We start from the raw sequence: 23,882 nt of genomic DNA, 5'->3' as shown, positions 1-23,882 counted from the left end.
TTAGGTGTTTACAACTCTTGATCCTGTCTTCTAATATAACATAAATAACAGATGCAATCTAAGCAAAAAACCTTAAATCAATTTTTTAAACTTTTTAAAGAAGCCTTGAGTGGCAAAGATCAAGAATTTACCTCTGGGAGTATAAGGCGGGCTGTTTTTATGCTGGCAGTACCTATGATTTTAGAGATGTTAATGGAGTCTATTTTTGCTATTGTAGATATTCTTTATGTCTCACAAGTAAGCGTAAATGCGGTAGCAACAATAGGATTAACAGAATCCGTAATTACTTTAGTTTATGCAGTAGCCATAGGTTTGAGTATGGCCGCCACAGCAGTGGTTGCAAGACGAGTGGGTGAAAAAGACTTAATTGGAGCTTCCCAAGCTACAGTGCAAGTCTTGTTTTTAGGGGTATTAATCTCCTTAATAATAAGTTTTGTGGGGATCATCTATCCTAAGGAGATTCTAGCGCTAATGGGAGCTGAGCCAGACCTTATAGCAGAAGGTTATGGTTATACAAAAGTATTATTGGGAGGGAATATGACTATAATGTTATTATTTCTTATAAATGCCGTTTTTAGAGGAGCAGGAAATGCTTCAATGGCTATGTGGACTTTAATTCTTTCTAATGGTTTAAATATTATTTTAGATCCTATGTTTATTTTTGGGTTTGGTCCCATTCCCGCTTATGGAGTTGAAGGTGCAGCTATAGCAACAACTATAGGTAGAGGGGCAGCAGTAGTCTTTCAATTAACAGTTTTATTTTACGGCTATAGTAAGATAAAAATTAAACTCAGGGATTTAGTATTAAATTTTCAGGTGATGCTTAATCTAATTAAAGTCTCATTGGGTGGAATAGGACAGTTTTTAATAGGGACATCTAGTTGGGTGTTTCTTATGCGAATTATGAGTGAGTTTGGAAGTGAAGTTTTAGCGGGATATACCATAGCAATTAGAGTAATGATGTTTACAATAATGCCGGCCTGGGGCTTGAGTAATGCTGCAGCCACATTGGTTGGTCAAAATTTAGGCGCTAAGCAAGCAGATAGAGCAGAAGCTTCGGTCTGGAAAACAGGAAAGTATAACGCTTGGTTTATGGGAGGCGTTTCTGTTATTTATTTAGTATTTGCACCACAAATAATAAGTCTTTTTAATAAAACTCCAAACGTTGTTGAATATGGAAGTTTATGTTTGCGAATTATTGCTGTAGGCTATGTGTTTTATGGGTATGGAATGACAGTAATACAATCTTTTAATGGCGCAGGAGATACTAAAACACCAACGTATATTAATTTTATATGTTTTTGGCTTATTCAATTACCTTTTGCTTATGTGATGGCTGTACTGTTAGATTATGGCCCCATAGGTGTCTTTTGGGCGATAACTATAGCCGAAGTACTCATTGCGGTTATGGGGTTATGGTGGTTTAGGCAAGGAAAATGGAAAGCAGTTAAAGTTTAACAAATCTTTAAATTAATGAATTTAATCGTTTAATTAAGTTACTGTTTTTATCTTTACGATATGAGTAAAAAAAAATTAGGATTAAATACCATTTGTACCCATGTAGGGGAAATTAAGGACACGCAATTTAACGGGGCCATTTCACCAATCTATTTGGCTTCATCTTATGCCTTTTTAGATGTGGATGAAAAACGTTACCCAAGATATTTTAATACCCCAAATCAAGAACATTTGGTAAAAAAAATAGCTGCTTTAGAAGCTACTGAATCCGCTATGATCTTTAGTTCAGGAATGGCAGCCATAAGTCACATGTTCTTAGCTTTTTTGAAATCTGGCGATCACATCGTTTTACAGAATGCAATATATGGTGGTGTAAGCCATTTTATTCGCGAGGAATTTCCTAAGTTGAATATAGAATTTACATTTACTAATGGTTATGATATTAAGGCTTTTGAAGCGGCGTTAAGGCCTAATACCAAGTTAATACATATTGAGACACCATCCAATCCATTATTAACAATTACAGATATAAAAGCTGTTGCAGATTTAGCGCGGTCTAAAGCTATTTTAACAAGTATAGATAATACGTTTGCTAGTCCAGTAAACCAAAACCCCGTAAATTTTGGTATAGATCTTATTATGCATTCTGCAACTAAATATTTTGGAGGGCATAGTGATCTTTGCGCAGGAGTTGTGGCTGGATCTGAAGTGCATATAAAACGTATTCTGAAGGTTTCCAAAAACCTAGGCGGAAGCCTTAGTGACTTTACGGTTTGGATGCTAGAGCGTAGTATGAAAACAATGGGATTACGTGTTAAAGCGCAAACGCGATCTGCACGAAAAATGGCAAAATGGTTGGAAGGACACCGTGCTATAAAAAAAGTATACTATCCAGGGTTAAAGAGTCATCCACAATATGAATTGGCAAAATCACAGATGAAAGGTTATGGCGCAATGTTGTCTTTTGAGTTGGTAAATGGTTTGGATTCTGAAGCATTTCAAAAAGCATTACGACTTATAAAACCTTCAATGAGTTTAGCAGGAGTAGAAAGCACGATGCTAAACCCCGCAAAAACAACCCATGCTTTATTAAGTGTAGCGGAACGGGAAGTTATAGGTATAAAAGAAGGCTTAATTCGTTTTTCTGTAGGAATAGAAGCTGTTAGTGACTTAAAAGCAGATATTGAACAGGCGATAGAAAACATAGAATCTGTGATTGAAAAACAATTCGCAACTCATCATTAAAATTGATTATTTAAATTTTGCATAAAAACAATATTCATTCAACAGGTTATGATTTAGATCTATTAGCCCAGGTTATGCCAGAATTGAGGCCTTATGTGTTTGTAAATAAATATGAAAAAAAAACCATAGACTTTACAAAACCAAAGGCTGTGAAAATTTTAAATGCAGCCTTACTAAAACAATATTATAAGGTTGATTTTTGGGAATTCCCCGAAACAAACTTATGCCCAGCCGTACCCGGTCGTGTCGATTATATACATTGTCTCAATGATTTATTAAAAGAATCTAAGCTCACAAATAATATTAAAGTAATGGATATTGGTACAGGAGCTAATTGTATTTATCCTTTATTAGGAAATGCAGTATATAATTGGAAGTTTACGGGGGCCGATGTAAATGCAGAGGCATTGCAAATAGCGAAGCGTATTGTTGTTAAAAATAGATTAGAAAACGTTATAACATTTAGACAGCAAAATAACGAAGCTCATATTTTTAAAAATGTTTTTACTCAAAACGATATATTTTCATTAACGATGTGTAATCCTCCTTTCTATAAAAATGAAGCAGAAGCATTAGAAGCTACGACACGAAAACTGAAAGGATTAGGAAAAGCAACAGACAAAGTGGTGAGAAATTTTGCTGGACAATCCCAAGAATTATGGTATAAGGGCGGGGAAAAAGCTTTTTTGCACACTTATTTGTATGAGAGTTCTTTATTTAAAACTAATAGTTTTTGGTATACAAGTTTGGTTGCTAATAAGGAACATGTAAAAACAATGGAACGGTCACTCAAAAAATTAGGCGCCACTACAGTAAAAATTTTGAGAATAACATTAGGAAACAAAAAGAGTAGAATAGTCGCTTGGACGTTTTTAAACAAAACAGAACAAGCAGAATGGATAAATAAATATTAACAGAGTTTCCATTTCTAGGAAAACTAAAAAGTTATTTTTAATGAAATTAGATATATTAGCCTTTGGGGCACATCCCGATGACATAGAATTGGGAGCAGGAGGCACGTTAGCCAAGGCCGTTTGCGAAGGAAAAAGAGTAGGAATGGTAGATTTAACACGAGGAGAATTAGGAACTCGTGGGACAATACAAACTCGTGATGAAGAAGCCACAAATGCAGCGAAGATCTTGGGAGTCTCAGTAAGAGAGAATTTAGGGTTTGCAGATGGGTTTTTTACAAATGATAGCAAGCACCAATTAGAAGTTATAAAAATGATACGTAAGTATCAACCAGAGATTGTGATATGTAATGCTATAGATGATAGACATATCGATCATGGGAAAGGAAGTAAATTGGTTAGTGATGCTTGTTTTTTAAGTGGATTGGTGAAAATAGAAACAGTGTTAGATGGTAAAACCCAAGAAAAATGGAGGCCTAAGCATGTATATCATTACATACAATGGAAAAATTTAGAACCGGATTTTGTTGTAGATATTTCTGGATATATGGATTTAAAGATGAAATCTGTACTAGCCTATAAAACTCAATTCTTCGATCCTGATAGTAAAGAACCAGAAACCCCTATTTCGAGTCAAAATTTTACAGATAGTATTGCGTATAGAGGGAGAGATTTAGGCCGATTAATAGGAGTTGAACACGCAGAAGGCTATACTGTAGAACGTTACGTTGCAGTAGACAGTTTGTTTGATTTGAAATAACAAAATATTTTAAAAAAATATTTAAAATTTTAGAAAAAGGCTTTGCAGAAACCATTAAACGCTTTATATTTGCACTCGCATTAGCAATAGTGCTGAAAATGGTGGTTGTAGCTCAGTTGGTTAGAGCATCGGTTTGTGGTACCGAGGGTCGCCGGTTCGAATCCGGTCTTCCACCCAAAAAAAAAGCTTTTCTTCTTTAGAAGAGCTTTTTTTGTGAAAATCCTGATAATGTATTTTACATTAGGATACACAACGGTCTGGTAGTTCAGTTGGTTAGAATATCTGCCTGTCACGCAGGGGGTCGCGGGTTCGAGTCCCGTCCAGACCGCATAAGCTCATCGAAAGATGGGCTTTTTTTATGCCTTTTTATTAGAGATCAAGAGATCATGCTTAAAAAGGATCCATCTCAAAAGTTGTGTGTGAATAGAAATAAAATTAGAATCTTTGAGTCAAAAAATAAGCTTGGATCCATCTCAAAATTAAAAAAACCTTAAAACAATAGGGGTATTAAGGCTTTTTTATAGGTGAATGGTTTATAAAAAGATAACTGTTAAAAAGCAACATTTAATAAATCTCCTGTTAATTGTAGCAGTTCTAGCTCGACTAACTTCGCATCGTATTTCGCATTGTTTAGCGCTGTTTGTGTGTTTAGTAAGTTAATTTGCGCCTGTCTAAACTCTATAGACGTAACCTGCCCTAGCTTATACCGTTCCATTGTACGATCAAAATTGTTTTGACTGGTGATTACATTTTGGTTTTGCGCTTCAAGAACAAATAATAAATTTTTATACAATTCGAAGGTGTTTTTTGTCGTGTTTACAATAATATCTTCTTGTTGTTGTTTTAGTATTTTCTGATTTTCTAAATCAATTTTAGCATTGGCAATGCGTGTTTTAGTGCTACCACCATCAAACAGGTTCCAGGTTAAATTAATACCTGCGTTTAAGCCTACAGCATTTGTACCGGCCGAAAATGAGGTGGCAGGGTTAACATTTTTGTTCCATCCATAGGAGCTAGAAACACCAATTGTTGGCAAATAGCCTGCTTTGCTTGTTTTAATATTAAATTCGCTAATAACAATGTTTTTGTCGTTTTGTAATAGGTTTATATTATTTTCTTTAGCCTTTTGTAATAACTCTTCAAAGGACATTAGCGTAATAAAATTAACTTCAGTTTTCACATCATAATTACTGTCTTTAGCAATTCCCATTACAATATTAAGATTCCGTTTGGAATTGGAAAATAGCTGCCTTACATTAATTAAGTTAATACTGTCGTTATTAACATCGACCTGTGCGTTTAATAGTTCTAATTGTGTTGTTTGCCCATATTCGTATTGGTATTGAGCACGTTTTAAACGTTGTTTGGAAACGTCTAGGGTTTTTTGGGAATTTTTAGTGTTTTCAAATAGTCTTGCGATTTGAAAATATTCATTAAACAGTCGTAAATACATATCTTCAATGGTTGCTCTAACTTGTAATTCGGATACATTATAAACTTCCTTAAGTTGTTTATAATTATATTTTCTTCCTAGGCCATCAAAAAGAACATAATTTAAATTTAGGGACGCATTATACGTTTTAGTTTCTGCCCCATTTATTTTAGTAATTTGACCGTCTTGAGTTTCTAATTCTTGATCGTTTATACTATAATTAGCTCCAGCATTGGTGGTTAATGTTGGCAAAAAACCAGAATTATAAATACTAGCATTATTTTTAGCAACCTCTAGATTATTGGTTGCTATTTTAACACCGTAATTATTTTCAAGAGCCACTGCTAAGGCTTCTTTTTTTGTTAAGACTTCTTGAGCATTAACTAGCATAACCATTAAGGTAGCTATTAGTATTCCCATTTTTTTAATGTAGATCATCGTCTTCATATTTTGATTCAATAATAGCTCTTTCAACTTCTTCGTTTGTTACCTTTTTACCTGTTATCATCCATTTAATAAAGACTTTAATAGTATTTGAAGCCGATAGTAGTAATGGCAATAAGACTAATGTTAGTATGGTAGCCACGCTAATACCGTAAGAAATTGCAATAGCCATTGGTTTTAAAAACTGAGCTTGTCTACTGGTTTCTAGTAGTAAAGGTGCTAAACCTGCTACAGTCGTTAGCGAGGTTAAAAAGATGGCTCTAAAACGAGATTTTCCAGCTTGTATTAAGGCTTCGTTGTACGGAAGCCCTTCTTTTAGATAACTATTAAATTTACCAATAAGTACCAGTCCGTCGTTAACCATAATTCCTATAAGAGCAATAATACCTAACCAGGATAAAATATTAATTGGAAAACCATGTAAATAGTGCCCTAATGCAACACCGATTAGACTAAAAGGAATCATTATCATTAATAATAACGGTTGACTATAGGTTCTAAAAGTGAAGGCAATAACCATATAAATAAGCATTAATATGATTGGGGCAATAAGTTCCACCGAATTAATAGTTTTATTAGCTTCTCTATTTTGTCCTTCATATAAAGCAGAAACTGTTGGGTATTTTGAAGATATTTCTGGCATAATTCTAGTTTTAATATCGGCCAAAACTTCTGTAGGAGTGTCATCTACAGATTTTAAATCGGCAGTGACTTGAATTTCTCTCTTACCTTCTAAATGATTAATAAGTACATCTCCACGTTCTATTTTATAGTTTGCAATTTCAGAAAAAGGGACTCTACTACCAGATGGAGTGGTAATCCACATGTCGTCAAGATCTTTTATAGACGAGCGATCTTCTTTTTTATACCGTACCCAAACTTTAATTTCGTCCTGTCCGCGTTGAAAACGTTGCGCTTGAAAACCAAAGAACCCTGAGCGTACTTGACTCATTATGGATTGAAGGTTTAAGCCTAATATATTCGCTTTATCCTTTAATTGAATTTGTATTTCCTTTATTCCAGCAGGATCATTATCGGAGACATCTTTTAAAATAGGGTTAATGCTTAATTCTGCTTTAAGCTCTGCTTTGGCAGCTTTTAATTCAGCTATATTATTGCCTAATAAGGAAACAGCAACAGGGCTTCCTCCAAAGTTACCTCCAGAACCAAAAATTAAACTTTCTATACCATAGATTTTTCCCGAAAGGTCACGGATTTTATTTGTAACTTCTTGAGAGCTTAATTCGCCTCTTAATTCTCCTGGTAACAAATTAACGGTTAAACTGGCATTAGATGCTCCAGGTCCAATACGTTTAATTACATTTTGAACTACAGACTCATTATTAAATAAGGATTTATCGTATTGCTTATTTATTTCCCAAACCTTTTTTTCGATACTCGTTATAATGGAATCGGTAATCATTTCATTAGTCCCCTGTGGCATTTTTAAAGTAATAGAAACTTTATCGCTAGCAATTCTAGGGAAAAATGATGTTCCGACAATGCCGCCTCCAATAGCGCCAATGCTAAAAATAAGTAATGCTATAGGAATGGCAAAACCTAAAAATTTATGTTTTAAAAAGAAGCGTAAATAAGGGACATAAAAAAGGTCTCTAATTTTTATAAGCATCTTGTCTGCGCCTTGGTTTAACTTTCTAAAAAAGGCATCAATTTTACTTATTTTTCGTCCCTTGCGTTGTAATGCCTTAGAATGCGCTACGTGTGCGGGGAGAATGATTAATGCTTCAATCATAGAAACCAATAAGGTTAAAGTCACAATTGTAGAGACTTCACTAAAAAACTCACCTATTCTTCCATCTAAAAAGAAAAAGGTAGCAAAAGCAATCATTGTTGTTAATAGTGCAGAAACAACAGGAGGAAGAACTTCTATAGTTCCATCTATAGCGGCTCTAATAGGGGATTTTCCTTTTTCATAGTGATGATAAATGTTTTCACCAATAACAATACCATCATCTACAAGAATACCAATAACTATAATCATTCCGAAGAGGGATAATACATTTATGGTAACTCCCATTTGTGCAGCAAAGATAAACATGCCAAAAAAGGATACAGGAATACCCATAGCAACCCAAAAGGCTAAGCGAGCATTTAAAAAAACAGCTAAAAACAGTAAGACGAGAAGTATGCCTACAACTACATTTTCTATGAGTAAGTCTGTTCGTTGATTTAAGGTTATAGAGGAATCTCGAGAGACTGCTAATTGTACATTGTCATATAATTGATTAAATTTATGGATGTAGGCTTTAACTTCTTCAGCAGAAACAATTAAATCTTCATTATTAGTATTGCTCACAGAAATCGTTATGGCTTTTTTACCATTAAAATAAATCCTATCTGGTGTTTCCGACCAAGTATCTTGTACATCTGCAACGTCTTTTAATCTAATAATGTTACCGTTAGGTTCTGCTCTTACAATAAGATTATAAAGCTCGTCTCCATAGTAAGACCTGTTTTTTGCTCTAATTAAATAATCTTCTTCGGTTGTTTTTATATTTCCTCCTGTAATTAGAATATTATTTCTACTTACAGCATTTGCAACATCTTGAAAGGATAGGTTATACGCTCTTAAATCGTTTTCACGAATAGAAATTGCAATTTCTTCAGCAGGAAATCCAGAAAGTGAAACCTGAGAAATCCCTTCAATACCACGTAAATCATTTTCAATTTCTCTAGCGTATTGTTTTAAGGTGGCTAATGGAACATTATCTCCACTTAAGGCAAAATTAATGGTAGACCTTATACTTTCAACTTTAGAGATTATAGGCGGTTCCATTCCGCTAGGGAAGGAGGGCACACGATCTACAGCATTTTTTACATCGGCTAAAATAACATCTATATTTTTGCCTTTTATTGTTTCTATATTAATAGAAGCCGCATTTTCTTGTGAAATAGAAGTCACGCGATCGACTCCAAGAATACCTTTAAGATTGTCTTCAATTTTAAGTACAATACCTTCTTCCATTTCAGCAGGAGATGCTCCAGGATAGGTTAGGGTAATAGTAATTAATTTTGAGTCTGATAAAGGGAAATAAGAGGATTTTATGGTTTTTACTCCAAGGAATCCAAAAAGTACAAATCCTAAAATTAAAACATTAACGGCAACAGGGAATTTTATAAAATAACTTATTATTTTTTTCATAACCTAGTTCTTGTTTTCATAAATTTTAACCTGCATTCCTTGGTAGGCACCAGGTGTAGGTTTTGAAAGTATGAGTGTCCCGTTTTCTATATTTTTTATAACAGCTGTTTCTGCTGAAAAATACACGGGAGCGACATCAATTAGATCTAAAACAGAGTCTTTTACAATAAACAATTGCTTATTATCTATTAATAATTTTCTAGAGATTTCGATAGCATTAGTTTCATTTTTAGCCGATAGATTTGCTTCTAAATAAGTGCCTTCACGCAAATCGTTATGTGCTACTTGTATGTATGCTTTTATTGTTTGAGATGTGGCATCTACTTTTCCGTTTATTCTAATAACTTGTCCAGAATATGTTTTTGTTTTTTCAAGGTTGTGAAGCTGTACAGTACTTCCTGTTTTTAATAAATTAGCATATTCTGCATTAACAGAAACTTCCATTTCATATACACTAGGGTCTATAAATTCACCTAATTTTTGCCCTGCTCTAACTAATGATCCTGGAGTGACAAGAGCTTCTGTTAAAATGCCTTTGTAGGGTGCGTTTAAGTGGTATTTCCCTAATTTAACTTCTAAATTTTTAATAGTATAATACAAGGTGTTTATGTCTCGCCCAGAGATAAAATACCGCTCTTTATCGGTAGTCATTTCTGGTAATTTAGGCGTAGTTTTGTTGATGTCAAAATGTGAAATATAGTGTTCCCATTTTTGAAATTCGTTAGGGTAATCTAAACGTATATCAGGCATTATTGCAGTAATACTATTATAGAAATTACTTTTTTGAGACTGTAAGTTTGCATAAAATTCGTCACTATTAATTCTAATAATGCTTTCTCCTTTAGTGTAATGGGTTCCTGCTTTAAAATCTTTTGAAGCGGGTTTTAAAACCCCTTGTACTTCAGCATATAAGTCTATTTTATTTTTAGCGGTTAGATTCCCACTGGCGGTTATAATTATGGGAATATTTTTATTGACTACTTCTTCAACAAAAACAGTTTTCACAATCTTATCAAATTTTGGTTTTGCTTTCTTTTTATTATTAATTAGCATAAGGGCGATGTACCCAGCTCCTGCTAATAATATAATACCTAATATAATAGATAGTCCTTTTCTCATTTTGCTCGTTATATGAATTCTGTTTTAGAATTAAAATTATGTTGAATTTTTTTTAAAGTGCTAATCATTTGTCGTTTTTCCTCTTCAGTAACATCTTGTTCAATGGTGGCTAATATTTTTTTTAAAGCAGGTTTAATCATTTTAAAAACCTCTTTACCAGCCTGGGCCAAATACACATGTTTAATGCGTTTATCTGTTTTAGATTGTTTTCTATAGATTATTTTTCTCCATGTTGGACAATAACCGAGCTAAAGATGATTTATTACGAAGTGTTATAAATGCTAATTCATTTTGATTCATTCCATCTTGATCGCTTAGTCTTTTTAAAACAATCATTTGTTCTTTTGTAAATCCAAAATAGAGGTTGTTTAAAGATTCTTGCATAAAGTAATCTATTAGTTTAGATGTTCTGCCTAGCCAAGGGCCTATGGCATTTTCAAAATCTATATCTTTTTTTTCGGATGTCATATGACGAAAATAATTATAATTTAAGTAGTTGCATATGCAACTACTTAAATTAAAGAAAAGTTTAACATTATAGAACCATAGCCTATTGGACATACAACAAAAGGTTGGATTTTAAGTTGAGGGACTAAGTTGCTAGTTCCTGATTAAACATATATGTCTCAAGAATTTTAATTTTTCCGAAGCGATAATTAAACAAATAAATATAATTGCGCGCCATTTTTACTCATCGATAGATTAATTTAGTATTCGCTTTAATAAGCCCCTTGGTTATATTTTAAATGTTATTATTGTTTAGAAAGTTATTAGACAAAAAATGTGACCTAATTTCTTGTGACATAGAATATTTGATATAAAAGGAGTTTTTTTTATATAATGATATGTTATTAGTTCGTGTTGTTATTGTGTTGCGTATTCTATTTTAAATCGTGTGATATACTATGAACTCTGATTTTTTTTAACAGTATTAATTAAAAAAAGAGGATTCTTAACTGAGAAATAAAAGTATATTTGCCGGACTAAATAAACTTACATGAAAAAAAAATACACATTTTTATTATTAGGACTGCTTTTATTCAGTCTATCTAACGCTCAAAATGAAGAGATTATTTGGAGCGAAAATTTTAATAATTATCCCCACCTTTTTGGGATCGAGGGAAGCGGAGCTGGAGTCGTTAATATTGGGGGGTATGATCCCGCTACTTTTACTAAATGGCAGCTTCTAGATAACGGTGCAGATCTGGTTAATTTTTCGGATTATGTAGCCGTATTCAGCTCTTCGGCCTACCTAGATAAGCACTTAAGAGCGCAAGATACAGATGCAGGGGTCGATTGGGTAACAGAAAATATAGATATTTCTAATTACAGAGATGTATCTGTTAGTTTGTATGTTGAAGAAATAGGAAATCATGAAGATTCTGAAATATCTGGAGGTGATTGGTTTGATGTCTATTATAGTTTTGATAATGGGGCTAGTTACACATTATTATCTAGTTGGAATAATTTAGGAAATGCAACGCACACTATTACAGGAGATACTGCACATGGGGCATCATGTACAGCCGATAGTGACTTTGGAAGTACAAAAATATTTTTTAATATTCCAGATATTCAAGACAGTTTACGATTAAAGGTTACATTAAAAAACGACTCTACAACTGAAAATTTTATTCTTGATGATGTAAATGTTATTGGAGTTGATAAATCAAATCTTTCTACACCTGATAATTCGTTAACACAAGGAGTGTTAATTTATCCTAACCCGTCTAAAGGAAACGTAAACGTAGTATTGCAAGGCGAGAAAATGGAATTTATACAGATATACGATATTAATCAACGTTTAATTAAGACATATAATTTAGCCTCTTCAGAACGATTTAATATAGAAACAACGCATTTTAGTAAAGGGATATATTTTATAAAAATACAGGATAATAAAAAGAACATAAGCAATCATAAACTAATTATTAAATAATCTTATGAGAACAGTATTAATACTTATTATATGTTGCGTAACCTTTAGTAGTTATGCGCAATTAACAACAATATGGGAAGAGAATTTTATTGGTTATGCTAATAATACAGGCATTGAAGTTAGTAATGGAGCTCTTGTAGATACAGGGGATTATAATACTTCTCCTACAAGATGGACCATAGATGCTAATAATATAAATTTAAATAACGAAGGTGCAGGAGGAACTATTGTTAATTCAACAAACAATGTGTTTAACCCTAGGTTTGTAGCAAATAATACAGGAGGAGAATTAATATGGGAATCAGAACCAATTGATGTCAGTAATTTTGCAACGTCTTATTTATCTGTAACTTTATCTCGTATTGGGGATTTGGCTGAAGACGATTATATTGATGTATATTGGAAACTAGGCGATTTTGCTTTTATTTTAATAGATACTAATGGAGAGCATACTTTTCAAGGAAGTGCTGATAATGAATGCTGGGAAACTGAAAAAATCATGAAGGATTTAACAACTAGTCTGCCAACAATAACAATACGAGTGGTTATGAACACAAGTTCTACAGTAGGGGCTGTGGCTTTAGATGCAGTGCATCTTTTTGGGGAGTAATTTTAATTACTATCATCTCTATAAAAAAAATGCTTTGATAATTTTTTTATCAAAGCATTTTTTTATATAAATACTTGTTTTAGTGTGGTCTAAGTTCATGAAATAGATATAATACGACTCTTTAATAGTTTTTTATTTAATATGGAGGCATTTCGAAATTAATAGGAGTAAGAGTAATAACTTTGGTTAAAGCGTCTATGAATTCTGTGAATACATAGTAAAAAAATAAGCTTTAATGGCGTAAAAATGCTATATAAGGTCTGTAAGATATAAAATAAAAAAGCCATAAGAGTTCTCTTACGGCTAATTTTAACTAATAATAATTTTGGGAGAATTATTAATCTTATTATAATAGACGAAAACAAAAAATCACCTTACATAATTAAATGAAATGTTATGAAAAAAAAACACCCTACTATTGTTCGGGTGTTTTCTTTCAAGTATTAGAATAAATTCCCTAAAATTTATTCACTACAATTATTTAGAATTAAATCTTTACAAAGAAATAGATTTATAATATAAAAAGAATAAGGAGTTTCATTACTCTTTATAAGGCGAAAAATAAAATAGTTTGTAAAAAATAACAGGTATTAAAAAAGGGTGCTATCTTATCATGAAAAAGAGGAATTAATGCATTATACTAGAGGCAAAATAGTGAAATTTAAAGTTGTATAAATTAATTTTAAATTCTGAAAAAACAGAATAGAAATTACAGTTAGGTTGTTTCATTGTGAGAGTTTGAATTTAAAGTTAGTAAATTCGATTTTGTAACGGTCCTACTTTTTAGGGAAGCCTACAATTGACTCTCTAATAATTGAACTCAAGTTTAAAGGTTAAACAGGTAATGCCATTAACTTTGTCATGGCTGCAGCAGGGGTTAACTTTAGCAAACTAATAAATAAACTAAAACAAACTATTTATTGGATTCTATTTAGAGTAATAGAAATAAGGTGTTGGAAAATAAACATCGTTTCTAAAAATTAATAGGTACTAAATTGAATTGATTTAGACTTTTTCAAGGCGACTAAATAAATTGTTTAAACGGTATGGTCGCGGTTGTAAACTCTATAATAAAACAACTTAAATTTTATTCCATTAAATGATAGGAAGGATGGAAAAATAGAGTCTTAAAAATATTTTTTAGTTAACGGTGAGACCACGTTTTAGAGTAAGTAAATGTTTCAAAGAGGTTTAAAAAATACCAATAATTTAGATGTGATTAAAAAAACCTGCCAATAGACAGGTTTTTCAAAATATTATATATTATTTAAGGCGTCAACCAGTAAAGTCTTTTTGTTCCTACTTAACGGGATTTCATAAGATCCTACTTCAACATTTTTACTATTAAAGCGGTCAACTTTATCTAGATTTACAATATACGATTTATGTATCCTTAAAAATTTTCCTTCAGGGAGTTCGTGCTCAAAAGCTTTCATTGTAGATAATACAACAAGACTTGTTTCTTCGGTAACCAGTTTTACATAGTCTCCTAAAGCTTCAATCCACTTAATATCTTTAATATAAACCTTACGTTTTTTTAGATTACTTTTTACAAAAATGTGCTCCCCTTCGGTTTCGTTAAAATCTAACTTTAATTTATGCTGCTCTAAAGCTTTATCAACAGCTTGATTAAAACGTTCTTTTGTTATAGGCTTTTGCAAATAATCTGTGGCATCATAATTAAATGCTTTAAATGCATATTCTGTTTTCCCTGTAACAAAAATAATTTGAGGCTTGTTGTTGAGTACATCCAATAGCTCGAAGCCATTTAAAACAGGCATTTCAATATCTAAAAATATAAGATCTACCTTTTGGGTATTTAATCCATTTTTAGTTTCAAGTGCACTGCTGTACTCTGCAATAAGATTAAGCGCTGGGTGATTTTCTATAAGCTTTACAATAGATAATCTCTGTATTGCCGAATCATCTACTACTACACAATTTAGAGTCATTTGGGATTTTTATTTGGGTTTACACATCGACAATGTTACAAAAAATTCGGTTAAAAACCAAAAAACATCGGCAAGGTGTTTTTTTTTGACCTATCTTGAACCCTAAATTTACACACTTAAATAAGTGGAAATAATGTTGTGTTGTATTATATAAATGACTATTTTTGCAGCCATTTTTAACAATAAAATAGATTTTTATGAATCATTATGAAACTGTTTTCATCTTAAATCCCGTTTTATCTGAGACACAGATAAAGGAAACAGTAAAGAAATACGAAGACTTTCTTGTTTCTAAAGGAGCTAAGATGATATCCAAAGAAGATTGGGGACTTAAAAAATTAGCATACCCAATTCAAAACAAAAAAAGTGGGTTCTACCATTTGTTCGAATACCAAGTGGATGGCGATGTAATTAATCCTTTAGAAGTAGAGTTTAGACGTGATGAGCGTTTTATGCGTTACTTAACAGTTACTTTAGACAAACATGCCATTTCTTGGGCTGAAAGAAGAAGAGCTAAACTAAAACAAAAAGCGTAACTATGTCAAGTATAGAACAACAATCAAAAGGAAAAAAAGAAGGAGAAATTAGATATTTAACTCCTTTGAATATTGAAACTAACAAGACAAAAAAGTATTGTCGTTTCAAAAAATCAGGTATCAAGTATGTAGATTACAAAGATGCAGATTGGTTATTGAGATTTGTTAACGAACAAGGTAAAATTTTACCAAGACGTTTAACAGGAACTTCATTAAAATATCAAAGAAAAGTATCTGTAGCTGTAAAAAGAGCACGTCACTTGGCTTTATTGCCATACGTAACAGATTTATTAAAATAAAATACCAGTAACTATGGAACTTATATTAAAACAAGACGTTGACAATTTAGGATTTAAAGACGATATTGTAACAGTAAAGAACGGTTATGGTAGAAACTTTTTAATTCCTACAGGACACGCTATTTTGGCAACAACTTCAGCAAAGAAGGTGTTAGCTGAAAACTTAAAGCAACGTGCTTTTAAAGAGCAAAAAATGGTTGATGATGCTAATAAAATTGCAGAAGCAATGAAAGCATTAGAAATAAAAATAGCATCTAAAGTTGGATCAGGAGACAAATTATTTGGTTCTGTAAATAACATAGATATCGCTGAAGCTTTAGAAAAAGCAGGACAAACAATCGATAAGAAATTCATCACAGTAGCTGGTGGAAGTATTAAACGTTTGGGTAAATATACAGCTGTTGTACGTTTACACAGATTAGTATCTGTTGATTTAGCATTTGAAATTATTGCACAAGCATAATTTTAAATTAAACTATAATAAAAAAACCGTTTAGATACTATCTAAACGGTTTTTTTTGATTTATCTATTAATAATTTAGATTTGTAAAATGAATAAATATCTATTAATTTTCTTATTTGTATTTAGTTTTTCCTGCAAAAAAGAAAGTGCAGTACCTGTTTCTGCAAACGAAACTAAAGATAGCATAAAGCCATCTGCTTTAATTAATACTTTTAAATATACACCAGGAGCAAAGCCTATAGTTAGTGTACATCGTGGAGGAAAGGCAATTAAAGACTATCCCGAAAATTGTTTAGAAACCTTAATGTATATTAATGATAGTATAAAAGCTATTTACGAAATAGATATCGCAAAAACCAAAGATGATGTTCTGGTATTAATGCACGACAATACACTAAATAGAACCACTACAGGTGAAGGGAAAATAGAAAATTTCACGTATGATGAATTAAAAGCCTTTAATTTGGTCGATGACTTTGGTAATGAAACCAAGTTTAAAATCCCACTATTTAAAGAGGTGCTAAAATGGGCAAAAGAGAATGATGTTGTTTTAACTATAGATATAAAAAGAGGTGTCGCGGTTAAAAATATTATTAGTTTAATTAGAGAAACTAAAGCAGAAGATGTGTCCATTATTATTACATACGATATGCAACAAGCAAAAGCAGCTTATGCAGTAGCGCCAGATTTATTACTGTCTGTATCTGCAAGAAATGATAAGGAATTAGATCGGTTGCTAAAATCAGAAATACCAACAGAAAATATGTTGGCTTTTACAGGAACTCGTTTTTCACCAGATGCTTTTTATAAACGAGTACATTCTTATGGGATAAGTACAATGTTGGGAACTCTTGGGAATTTAGATAAACAAGCTAAAGCTAAGGGAGAGGCTTTATATAAAAGATGGATAGATAAGGGAATAGACGTGTTAGCAACAGATCGTCCTTTTGAAGCCGCAAATGCAATTAAATAAAAATAAATACAAGATTCCCAGAAAAAAGGGAATGAAATAATATTTCCGATGAAGTACGCAAGATTAACAAAAGAACAATTTGAAGAACTACACCAAGAGTTTATCAATTTTTTAGCAACACAATCTATAACAGCAGAGGAGTGGACAAATTTGAAAGCTAATAAACCAGAAATGGCAGAAATGGAGTTAGATGTGTTCAGTGATTTAATATGGGAAGGTGTTTTAGGGCAAGCAAAATTCTTGGAACATATATCACCACAAAGCATTCACTTGTTTGCTTTAAATGAAGATTATATGCATCTTATTGGGATTAAAATAAATAACGATATCGATGTCACAACAAAAGATGGATTTAATTGGTTGCGAGAGAATTTAATGAATGATGCTGTAGAATTTGTTAAAGCCAAAAAAAATTATACTGAAGATAAACTCTTAGATAAATTCACCTTAATACAACAAGGAGCCGTTATTACTAAAGGAGAATTGTATAATTATATGTACAAATTGGTAAATTAAATTTATAGAATTTTTACATTTACCCTTGATCCATTGATGCATAATGAATAACTATTTGCACTTTTTTTAATGAAAAGCTTTTAATCAAGAATTCATTAATTATTTTTGTTTCTAGCAATGATTTGAAAGGCTTACTTCCAAATAATGTTAAAGAAAATTATTAATAAAAGGGCCTGTTTTTACAGGAAACAAATATGGCACAAAAACCAAGTACACCAAAAGGAACTAGAGATTTTAATCCAAAAGAAGTCGCAAAGCGTAATTATATTTTTAATACCATAAAATCACAATTTCAAAGTTTTGGTTTCCAACCTATAGAAACACCTAGTTTTGAGAATTCTGAAACATTATTAGGGAAATATGGAGAAGAAGGCGATCGTTTGATTTTTAAAATTTTGAATTCTGGTAACTTTTTTTACAATAAGAGTAATACAATCGAATTGCCTAAGGCTATTGAAGATTTAAAGGTATTGTCTGCTGAAAATATAACTACAGAACAAAGAATAGCATTAAATAAATTTACAAATCGTATTTCGGAAAAAGCACTGCGTTACGATTTAACGGTGCCGTTTGCTAGATATGTTGTACAACACCAAAATGATATAGCTTTTCCTTTTAAGCGTTATCAAATACAACCTGTTTGGAGAGCAGATAGACCGCAAAAAGGAAGATTTAGAGAGTTTTTTCAATGTGATGCAGATGTTGTGGGATCAAAATCTTTATGGCAAGAAGTAGAATTTATACAGCTATACGATAATGTGTTTTCTGCTTTAAAATTATCGGGAACAACAATTAAAATTAATAATCGTAAAATACTGTCTGGTATTGCAGAAGTTATTGGTGCAAGCGATAAGCTTATTGATTTTACTGTAGCCTTAGATAAATTAGATAAAATAGGAGAGGAGAAGGTCAAAGAAGAAATGATTAATAAAGGTATTTCACAAACTGGTATAGATAAACTACAACCTTTATTTAGTATTTCAGGGACATTTCAATCACAAATAGAAAGTCTAAAGACCATTTTAAGTGCTTCTGAAGAAGGAAAAAAAGGGATTGAAGAATTGACTTTTATTAATGATGCGATATCTACATTAGGATTAAAAACAGCGGTTTTAAAATTAGATGTTACTTTAGCTCGTGGATTAAACTATTACACAGGGGCCATTTTTGAAGTTGCAGCTCCAGAAGGTGTAAAAATGGGATCTATAGGTGGCGGTGGACGCTATGATGATCTTACAGGAATCTTTGGACTTAAAGATGTTAGTGGAATAGGTATTAGCTTTGGGTTAGATCGCATCTGTTTAGTATTGGAAGAATTAGAGTTATTTCCAGAAACCATTACTAAAAGTACAGAGGTATTATTTCTTAATTATGGAAATAATGAAGCTTTATTTAGTTTAAAAGCTATAAAAACGCTGCGTGAATCAGGAATTAATGCAGAATTATATCCAGATGCAGGATTGTCTGGAAAGCAAAAGAAAAAACAAATGAATTATGCTAGCAAACGAAAGATTCCTTTTGTTGTTATAGTTGGAGAAGAAGAAATGGAACGTAATACTTATACTCTAAAGGATATGACATCTCGCGATCAAACAAAAGTATCGCTTAATGATTTGATAGCCTCTGTTAAAGGATAAAAACTTAAATAAGCAATAGAATAAAAAATCCCATAATATCTTATGGGATTTTTTTATGCATTTAATTAACTCTTACTTTTTTAGCAAGTTTACCTTTGCGAGTTATAATTTCTAAGACATAGTTGCCCTGGCTAATATTGCCCGTATTATATTGGAATCGTTTATGGTTTTTAAACACTTCAGCCATAAATATATTTTGTCCAAGAATAGTATAGAGTGCTATAGATTCAATAGCAATAGCGTTTGGGTTTTTCACAATTATGGTTTCATTATTGTTTGCAAAATGAAACTGTATGTTATCATTAGTATTAAAATCATCATTACTTAAAACACTAGGGATTTCAAATCTTAATTGAAAGCGCTCGAGATATTCTCCAGCCGGAAGTGTTATTGAAAATTGATGGTCTCTAATATCATGGTACAATTGCGTAACCGTATCGTAGAGGTATATTTCTAAATCTGAAGGCACATTAATAAGCTCATCAATGCTAAAAGTATTAATACCACTAGTGCTAGTGTGTAGCCCTAAAGGGAGTACCGACTGCGCTAGAATATTATCTATACCTTGACTAGAATATTTCTTGTTTTCAATAATCCAATACATATCATCTATTTGATTTTCGGTGAGTTCTCCATCATAACCGTAATCAAAACCTGCACTAGCATTTTCATCTACCGTAGCTAATAATTGTCTATGTATAGATCCAACCGAATAAAACCCTAATCTAATTTTCATTCTGCTATCTTGGGATTCCAATGTATTTTCGGTTAGCGTATTGCTTGTTGTTTGATTTCTAATAAAGACAGAATTTTGATTTTCTTTATAAAAAACACGTTGTCTGTTGCTAAAGCGAATATTACCATTCGTTTCACCGGTAACAAAAAATCCTTGAGCTACAGGGATGTAACGTCCAGGGCGTTTTGTAGGCACTCCACCATTAGCAAGGACGTTATTTCCGTAAGAAGCTGCGGGCACAGCCCCTGAAAGATTGTAAGTTGCATAGCCTCCTTGATATTGTGTTGTAATGTGTGAGCCTCCGCCCCAATGTTCCCAAAAATATAAAGTTCCAGTAGTCGATCCAGAGCCACCAATAACAGGGGCATTGTCTATAATAAACTGGTGGGCATCTAAAGCAGAAGGATAGGGATTTCCAACTAAGTAATCATTACCACTAATTAAAGGGAGTGTAATGTCTCCATTGTTAGGCTTGCCTTCGAAGGTATAATTTTGTTGTAACGAAACATTCCCCGCAGTATCATTTATGCCTTTCATAGAAAAGCCTTCTCCAGAGTTTAAGAGTCCTGTACTGCGTATTTGCTGCCAATTGTAATAATTGTTAGCATCGTTACTAAATTTCCATATCCAATAATCGGCAATACTAATAGGAGTTCCCAAAGCACCATCATACGTATTGTTTATAAAATTGATATTTGTAGGTGCGTTAGGATTTGTACCATCTCTAAGTACGTCGCTAACGGAATAAGTGTTGTTATTTGTTGTTGTATTTTGTTTTCCAACAGGAGAAGCCCAATAATTATAAGTGTAGCGGTCTCTTGTGCCTTGTTGATCGCGTTGCAAGGAACCAGCACTGTTTGCGGCTAAGCGACTACTACTTGTTTGTATTAGCTGAGACTCACCTTGCAGGTCTAAAGTCCCATCAAGTTTTAGGTAACCCGTATTGTATATACCAGAATCGTTATTTACAGTTAGTGAGCTGCCAGAATCTATAATAAGCCCCATATGTTTGTGGTTTTGAGAAGTGCTCACCTGGGCATTGTTAGCAATACGAACGATGGCCCAATCCTTATTAGGAAGGCTTACCATATCCCAATATGCACCAAATTCCCATGTGGTTTGATTAGTCCATGCGCCATTAATATTAGCGACGTAGGGCATGGGGGCATTTTGTTCTTCTACTGTAGTAATGTTGTATAATGCTCCATCTCTACCATGAATAGATTGATCGATGACCTTTCCTAAATTTACAGGAGCCATTTTATAATATAATTGTAAACTAGCGGCATTTAAACCTGTAATGGCTTTAGGGACAGTTACGCCTTCTATGGTTGTTGCATTGATTTCTATTTCTTGATAGACTTGTTCTTGAAGTTGGATTTCTGTTAAGGCAACATTGTAGACTCTAACATCATCAATAAAAGCATGTATAAAATTTTCATTTATAGATGGATTTCGTCCAATAAAATACTGACTGGAAGTTGTAGTTAAGTTTCCAGAAGCGATAATCGAGGCGATCTGTTCTCCGTTAATGTATAGTTTTAGATTGGCACCATCGTATATGCTAGCCACGTGTGCCCAGATATTATTGGTAAGCGTGTTTGTACTGCTAATATTGTAAGTTCCGTTTGTTGTACTTACCGATGCGCTTAGTCTGCCATTTGCTTCTACCCATAATTTAAAGTTATCTTGCCCCATAATATAGCCTTTGTCTCCAAAAGTTGTATTTAGGCGTACCCAAGCCATTTGACTTACAGCTGTATTATTTCCTATAAAAGAGGTCACAGAAATAAAATCATCGATACCATCGAAATCGATTGTAGAGGGCGGCAATGTTTCACGATAGGCAACTTCGGAGGTATCGCCTATTTCATTAGGAAGATTTACCATAGGGTTGTTTACATTTCCATTAGGGTCCAGGTAAGATATTCCTATTACGTTAAGTCCTCCTTCAGTATTATCAGTGACTCCATCGTTATCACTATCGAGGTCTAAATAATCGAAAATACCATCTAAATCAGTGTCTTGTGGTGTGTTAAAGCTTGCTCCAAAACCTACAGTTGTATCAAATATATCAATCACACCATCCCCATCAGAATCATCATTACTTACATCGCCATCATTAGCATAATTAGTAGCATAACTTACCGTTAATTGTGCTTCTATAGTATCGGGAATCCCATCTGCATCGCTATCTAAATCAATATAGTCATCTTCTGCATCTCCATCAAAATTGCCTGGAGTAATCCCCGTATTTTGGCCATATAAAGCTTCTATAGCATCCGCAAGACCATCATTATCGGTGTCTATAAATTGCGATCCATCTATTATGCCGTTACTATCTGGATCAAAGGCGATTGGGTTTAATCCGCTTTCTAATAAATCACTAATGCCATCGTTATCGCTGTCTAGGTCTTGAGCATCTGTAATGCCATCGTTATCTGTATCTGCTGCTGTATAACAAATCATGCTTGATTGCCAGTCTTTAACAATAAAGTCATCGGCACCAGCATCAAAAGTAGCGCTAATGGTTGAAATAGGAGTGGGGATGTTAAAAACAAGAGTCGCATACTCTTGTTCTTTTAGAAATAGGTTGCCTTGAGGTGATGGATTAGCATTATTAACTGTAGCTCCATTAGAAAGAAAGATGCGAGCATCACCACCATAACTTCCGCCACTAGAGGTTCTTATTTCAGAATAAAGGACCCCGTTAATAAAAAGCCTGTAAGTGTGTGTTGTATTCCCTGGGCAAGAGAAGAATCCTGTGCAATTTTTCCAATAAATATCAAATGAAATTGTAGAATTTGTTGTAGAATCTGTTAAATCACAGTCTAAGGTTTCTGAAAATGTGGTTGGTCCAGATAAATCAAAAGCAACAACATTTAGATTCAATAAAGGGACGTTTACAGGCAAAAATGTTGTGTCACTATCTAAAATCCCATCGTTATCACTGTCTAAGTCTAAACAATCGGTAACCCCGTCATTATCAGTGTCTCTAGAGGTAACTACTATAACTTCCGCTAGGGAGAGAATTTTATTGTTGCCTTCAACGCTTATTCGAATGTAACGGCCAGTGGTATTTATGTTTGGTATAAGTACATTGTTTGTGACAGTTCCTGGATGGGAATAGGTATATACAATGACCGAATTCTCGTCTAGAATTTCCAGAATAAAGTTATCTAATCGATTTGTCCATCCATCTGTTCTGTTGTAAATATTAACAGAAGACAATGTGTAAGAATTTTCCATATCTAAAAGCCACCAAGGATTGGTTTCAATATTAGTATGGGTAACACTTCCGGACGAATAGTTGCCATTAGTATTTCCGTCTCTAGCGCGATTAGGAATACCACCATAATCAATTGAACTTTGAGAGGCAATGCCGCCTATAAAAACATCATCACAAGGGATGGCTGGAATTTTTACAGCCATCCTTTCATTAGTTTGTTTGCTTGTTTGTTGTTGGGAAAAGGTTTGGGTGCTAATAAAACATGAGAGTAAATAGCAGACTAGGAGTAATCTTTTTTTCATATAGGTTAAGTTAAAATTTTTAGGTGGGAGAAATATATATAATAATGAGAAAGCAAACATTTATATAGATATCATAAAATATCACAAGGCCCAGTTTTAAAGTGATAAAACTGCTTTTTATATTATAATAGCTGCGAAATGAGTGCAGATTTTTGATT

General features: G+C 32.9%; 19 protein-coding genes and 2 tRNA genes. 14 read left to right on the top strand and 7 right to left on the bottom strand.

What is annotated here, in order from left to right:
* Positions 1-51: 51 nt before the first annotated feature.
* From AC2D8I_RS01785 to AC2D8I_RS01760, 6 genes are all read left to right on the top strand, one after another.
* On the top strand, positions 52-1,458 hold the full coding sequence (locus AC2D8I_RS01785) for an MATE family efflux transporter (protein ID WP_484704274.1): 1,407 nt from the start codon (positions 52-54) through the stop codon (positions 1,456-1,458).
* 60 nt (positions 1,459-1,518) lie between these two features.
* On the top strand, positions 1,519-2,703 hold the full coding sequence (locus AC2D8I_RS01780; RefSeq protein ID WP_484704273.1) for a trans-sulfuration enzyme family protein: 1,185 nt from the start codon (positions 1,519-1,521) through the stop codon (positions 2,701-2,703).
* Between the two features lie 17 nt (positions 2,704-2,720).
* Positions 2,721-3,617, top strand: a complete 897-nt coding sequence (gene rlmF / locus AC2D8I_RS01775; RefSeq protein ID WP_484704272.1) for a 23S rRNA (adenine(1618)-N(6))-methyltransferase RlmF — start codon at positions 2,721-2,723, stop codon at positions 3,615-3,617.
* A 40-nt stretch (positions 3,618-3,657) separates the two neighbouring features.
* Positions 3,658-4,374, top strand: coding sequence for a bacillithiol biosynthesis deacetylase BshB1 (bshB1, locus tag AC2D8I_RS01770; protein ID WP_484704271.1), 717 nt, complete (start codon positions 3,658-3,660; stop codon positions 4,372-4,374).
* A 100-nt stretch (positions 4,375-4,474) separates the two neighbouring features.
* A tRNA-His gene (locus AC2D8I_RS01765) sits at positions 4,475-4,550 on the top strand.
* A gap of 78 nt (positions 4,551-4,628) precedes the next feature.
* Positions 4,629-4,702: transfer RNA gene (locus AC2D8I_RS01760), tRNA-Asp, on the top strand.
* A 222-nt stretch (positions 4,703-4,924) separates the two neighbouring features.
* Here AC2D8I_RS01760 and AC2D8I_RS01755 read toward each other — a convergent pair.
* The 5 genes from AC2D8I_RS01755 to AC2D8I_RS01735 all read right to left on the bottom strand — a co-directional run bounded on the left by AC2D8I_RS01755 (position 4,925) and on the right by AC2D8I_RS01735 (position 11,000).
* Positions 4,925-6,226 (bottom strand): TolC family protein, encoded by a 1,302-nt coding sequence (locus AC2D8I_RS01755; protein ID WP_484704270.1) that lies wholly within the window; start codon positions 6,224-6,226, stop codon positions 4,925-4,927.
* 4 nt (positions 6,227-6,230) lie between these two features.
* Complete coding sequence (locus AC2D8I_RS01750) at positions 6,231-9,413, bottom strand: efflux RND transporter permease subunit (protein WP_484704269.1); 3,183 nt, start codon at positions 9,411-9,413, stop codon at positions 6,231-6,233.
* 3 nt (positions 9,414-9,416) lie between these two features.
* Complete coding sequence (locus tag AC2D8I_RS01745; protein ID WP_484704268.1) at positions 9,417-10,532, bottom strand: efflux RND transporter periplasmic adaptor subunit; 1,116 nt, start codon at positions 10,530-10,532, stop codon at positions 9,417-9,419.
* Between the two features lie 8 nt (positions 10,533-10,540).
* Entirely contained in the window at positions 10,541-10,672 is a 132-nt protein-coding gene (locus AC2D8I_RS01740; protein ID WP_484704267.1) for a hypothetical protein, read from the bottom strand.
* A gap of 70 nt (positions 10,673-10,742) precedes the next feature.
* Entirely contained in the window at positions 10,743-11,000 is a 258-nt protein-coding gene (locus tag AC2D8I_RS01735; RefSeq protein ID WP_484704266.1) for a hypothetical protein, read from the bottom strand.
* 529 nt (positions 11,001-11,529) lie between these two features.
* Between AC2D8I_RS01735 and AC2D8I_RS01730 the strand changes: the two genes are divergently transcribed.
* Together AC2D8I_RS01730 and AC2D8I_RS01725 are read left to right on the top strand one after the other, a co-directional pair.
* On the top strand, positions 11,530-12,471 hold the full coding sequence (locus AC2D8I_RS01730) for a T9SS type A sorting domain-containing protein (RefSeq protein ID WP_484704265.1): 942 nt from the start codon (positions 11,530-11,532) through the stop codon (positions 12,469-12,471).
* Between the two features lie 4 nt (positions 12,472-12,475).
* Positions 12,476-13,081: a hypothetical protein gene (locus tag AC2D8I_RS01725; RefSeq protein WP_484704264.1), complete on the top strand. Its 606-nt coding sequence runs from the start codon at positions 12,476-12,478 to the stop codon at positions 13,079-13,081.
* Between the two features lie 1,256 nt (positions 13,082-14,337).
* Here the strand turns inward: AC2D8I_RS01725 and AC2D8I_RS01720 are convergent.
* Complete coding sequence (locus tag AC2D8I_RS01720) at positions 14,338-15,033, bottom strand: LytR/AlgR family response regulator transcription factor (RefSeq protein WP_484704263.1); 696 nt, start codon at positions 15,031-15,033, stop codon at positions 14,338-14,340.
* 197 nt (positions 15,034-15,230) lie between these two features.
* On the opposite strand from AC2D8I_RS01720, the gene rpsF reads away from it, so the two are divergent.
* From rpsF to hisS, 6 genes are all read left to right on the top strand, one after another.
* Complete coding sequence (rpsF, locus tag AC2D8I_RS01715; protein WP_484704262.1) at positions 15,231-15,569, top strand: 30S ribosomal protein S6; 339 nt, start codon at positions 15,231-15,233, stop codon at positions 15,567-15,569.
* A gap of 2 nt (positions 15,570-15,571) precedes the next feature.
* Positions 15,572-15,868, top strand: coding sequence for a 30S ribosomal protein S18 (gene rpsR / locus AC2D8I_RS01710; protein ID WP_452600286.1), 297 nt, complete (start codon positions 15,572-15,574; stop codon positions 15,866-15,868).
* Between the two features lie 13 nt (positions 15,869-15,881).
* A complete protein-coding gene (rplI, locus tag AC2D8I_RS01705; protein ID WP_484704261.1) occupies positions 15,882-16,331 on the top strand; it encodes a 50S ribosomal protein L9 in 450 nt (149 codons plus the stop codon).
* Between the two features lie 88 nt (positions 16,332-16,419).
* Positions 16,420-17,304 (top strand): glycerophosphodiester phosphodiesterase family protein, encoded by an 885-nt coding sequence (locus AC2D8I_RS01700; RefSeq protein ID WP_484704260.1) that lies wholly within the window; start codon positions 16,420-16,422, stop codon positions 17,302-17,304.
* 48 nt (positions 17,305-17,352) lie between these two features.
* A complete protein-coding gene (locus AC2D8I_RS01695) occupies positions 17,353-17,820 on the top strand; it encodes a DUF6495 family protein (RefSeq protein ID WP_484704259.1) in 468 nt (155 codons plus the stop codon).
* Between the two features lie 194 nt (positions 17,821-18,014).
* Positions 18,015-19,457 carry a histidine--tRNA ligase gene (gene hisS, locus AC2D8I_RS01690; RefSeq protein WP_484704258.1) on the top strand — a complete coding sequence of 481 codons (1,443 nt, stop codon included), beginning with the start codon at positions 18,015-18,017 and terminating at the stop codon, positions 19,455-19,457.
* 61 nt (positions 19,458-19,518) lie between these two features.
* Here the strand turns inward: hisS and AC2D8I_RS01685 are convergent, their stop codons facing one another.
* On the bottom strand, positions 19,519-23,724 hold the full coding sequence (locus AC2D8I_RS01685) for a LamG-like jellyroll fold domain-containing protein (protein WP_484704257.1): 4,206 nt from the start codon (positions 23,722-23,724) through the stop codon (positions 19,519-19,521).
* Positions 23,725-23,882: the final 158 nt, after the last annotated feature.

Source organism: Lacinutrix sp. YIN62 (assembly GCF_057219185.1).
This window is presented reverse-complemented; position numbering and strand designations above follow the sequence as displayed.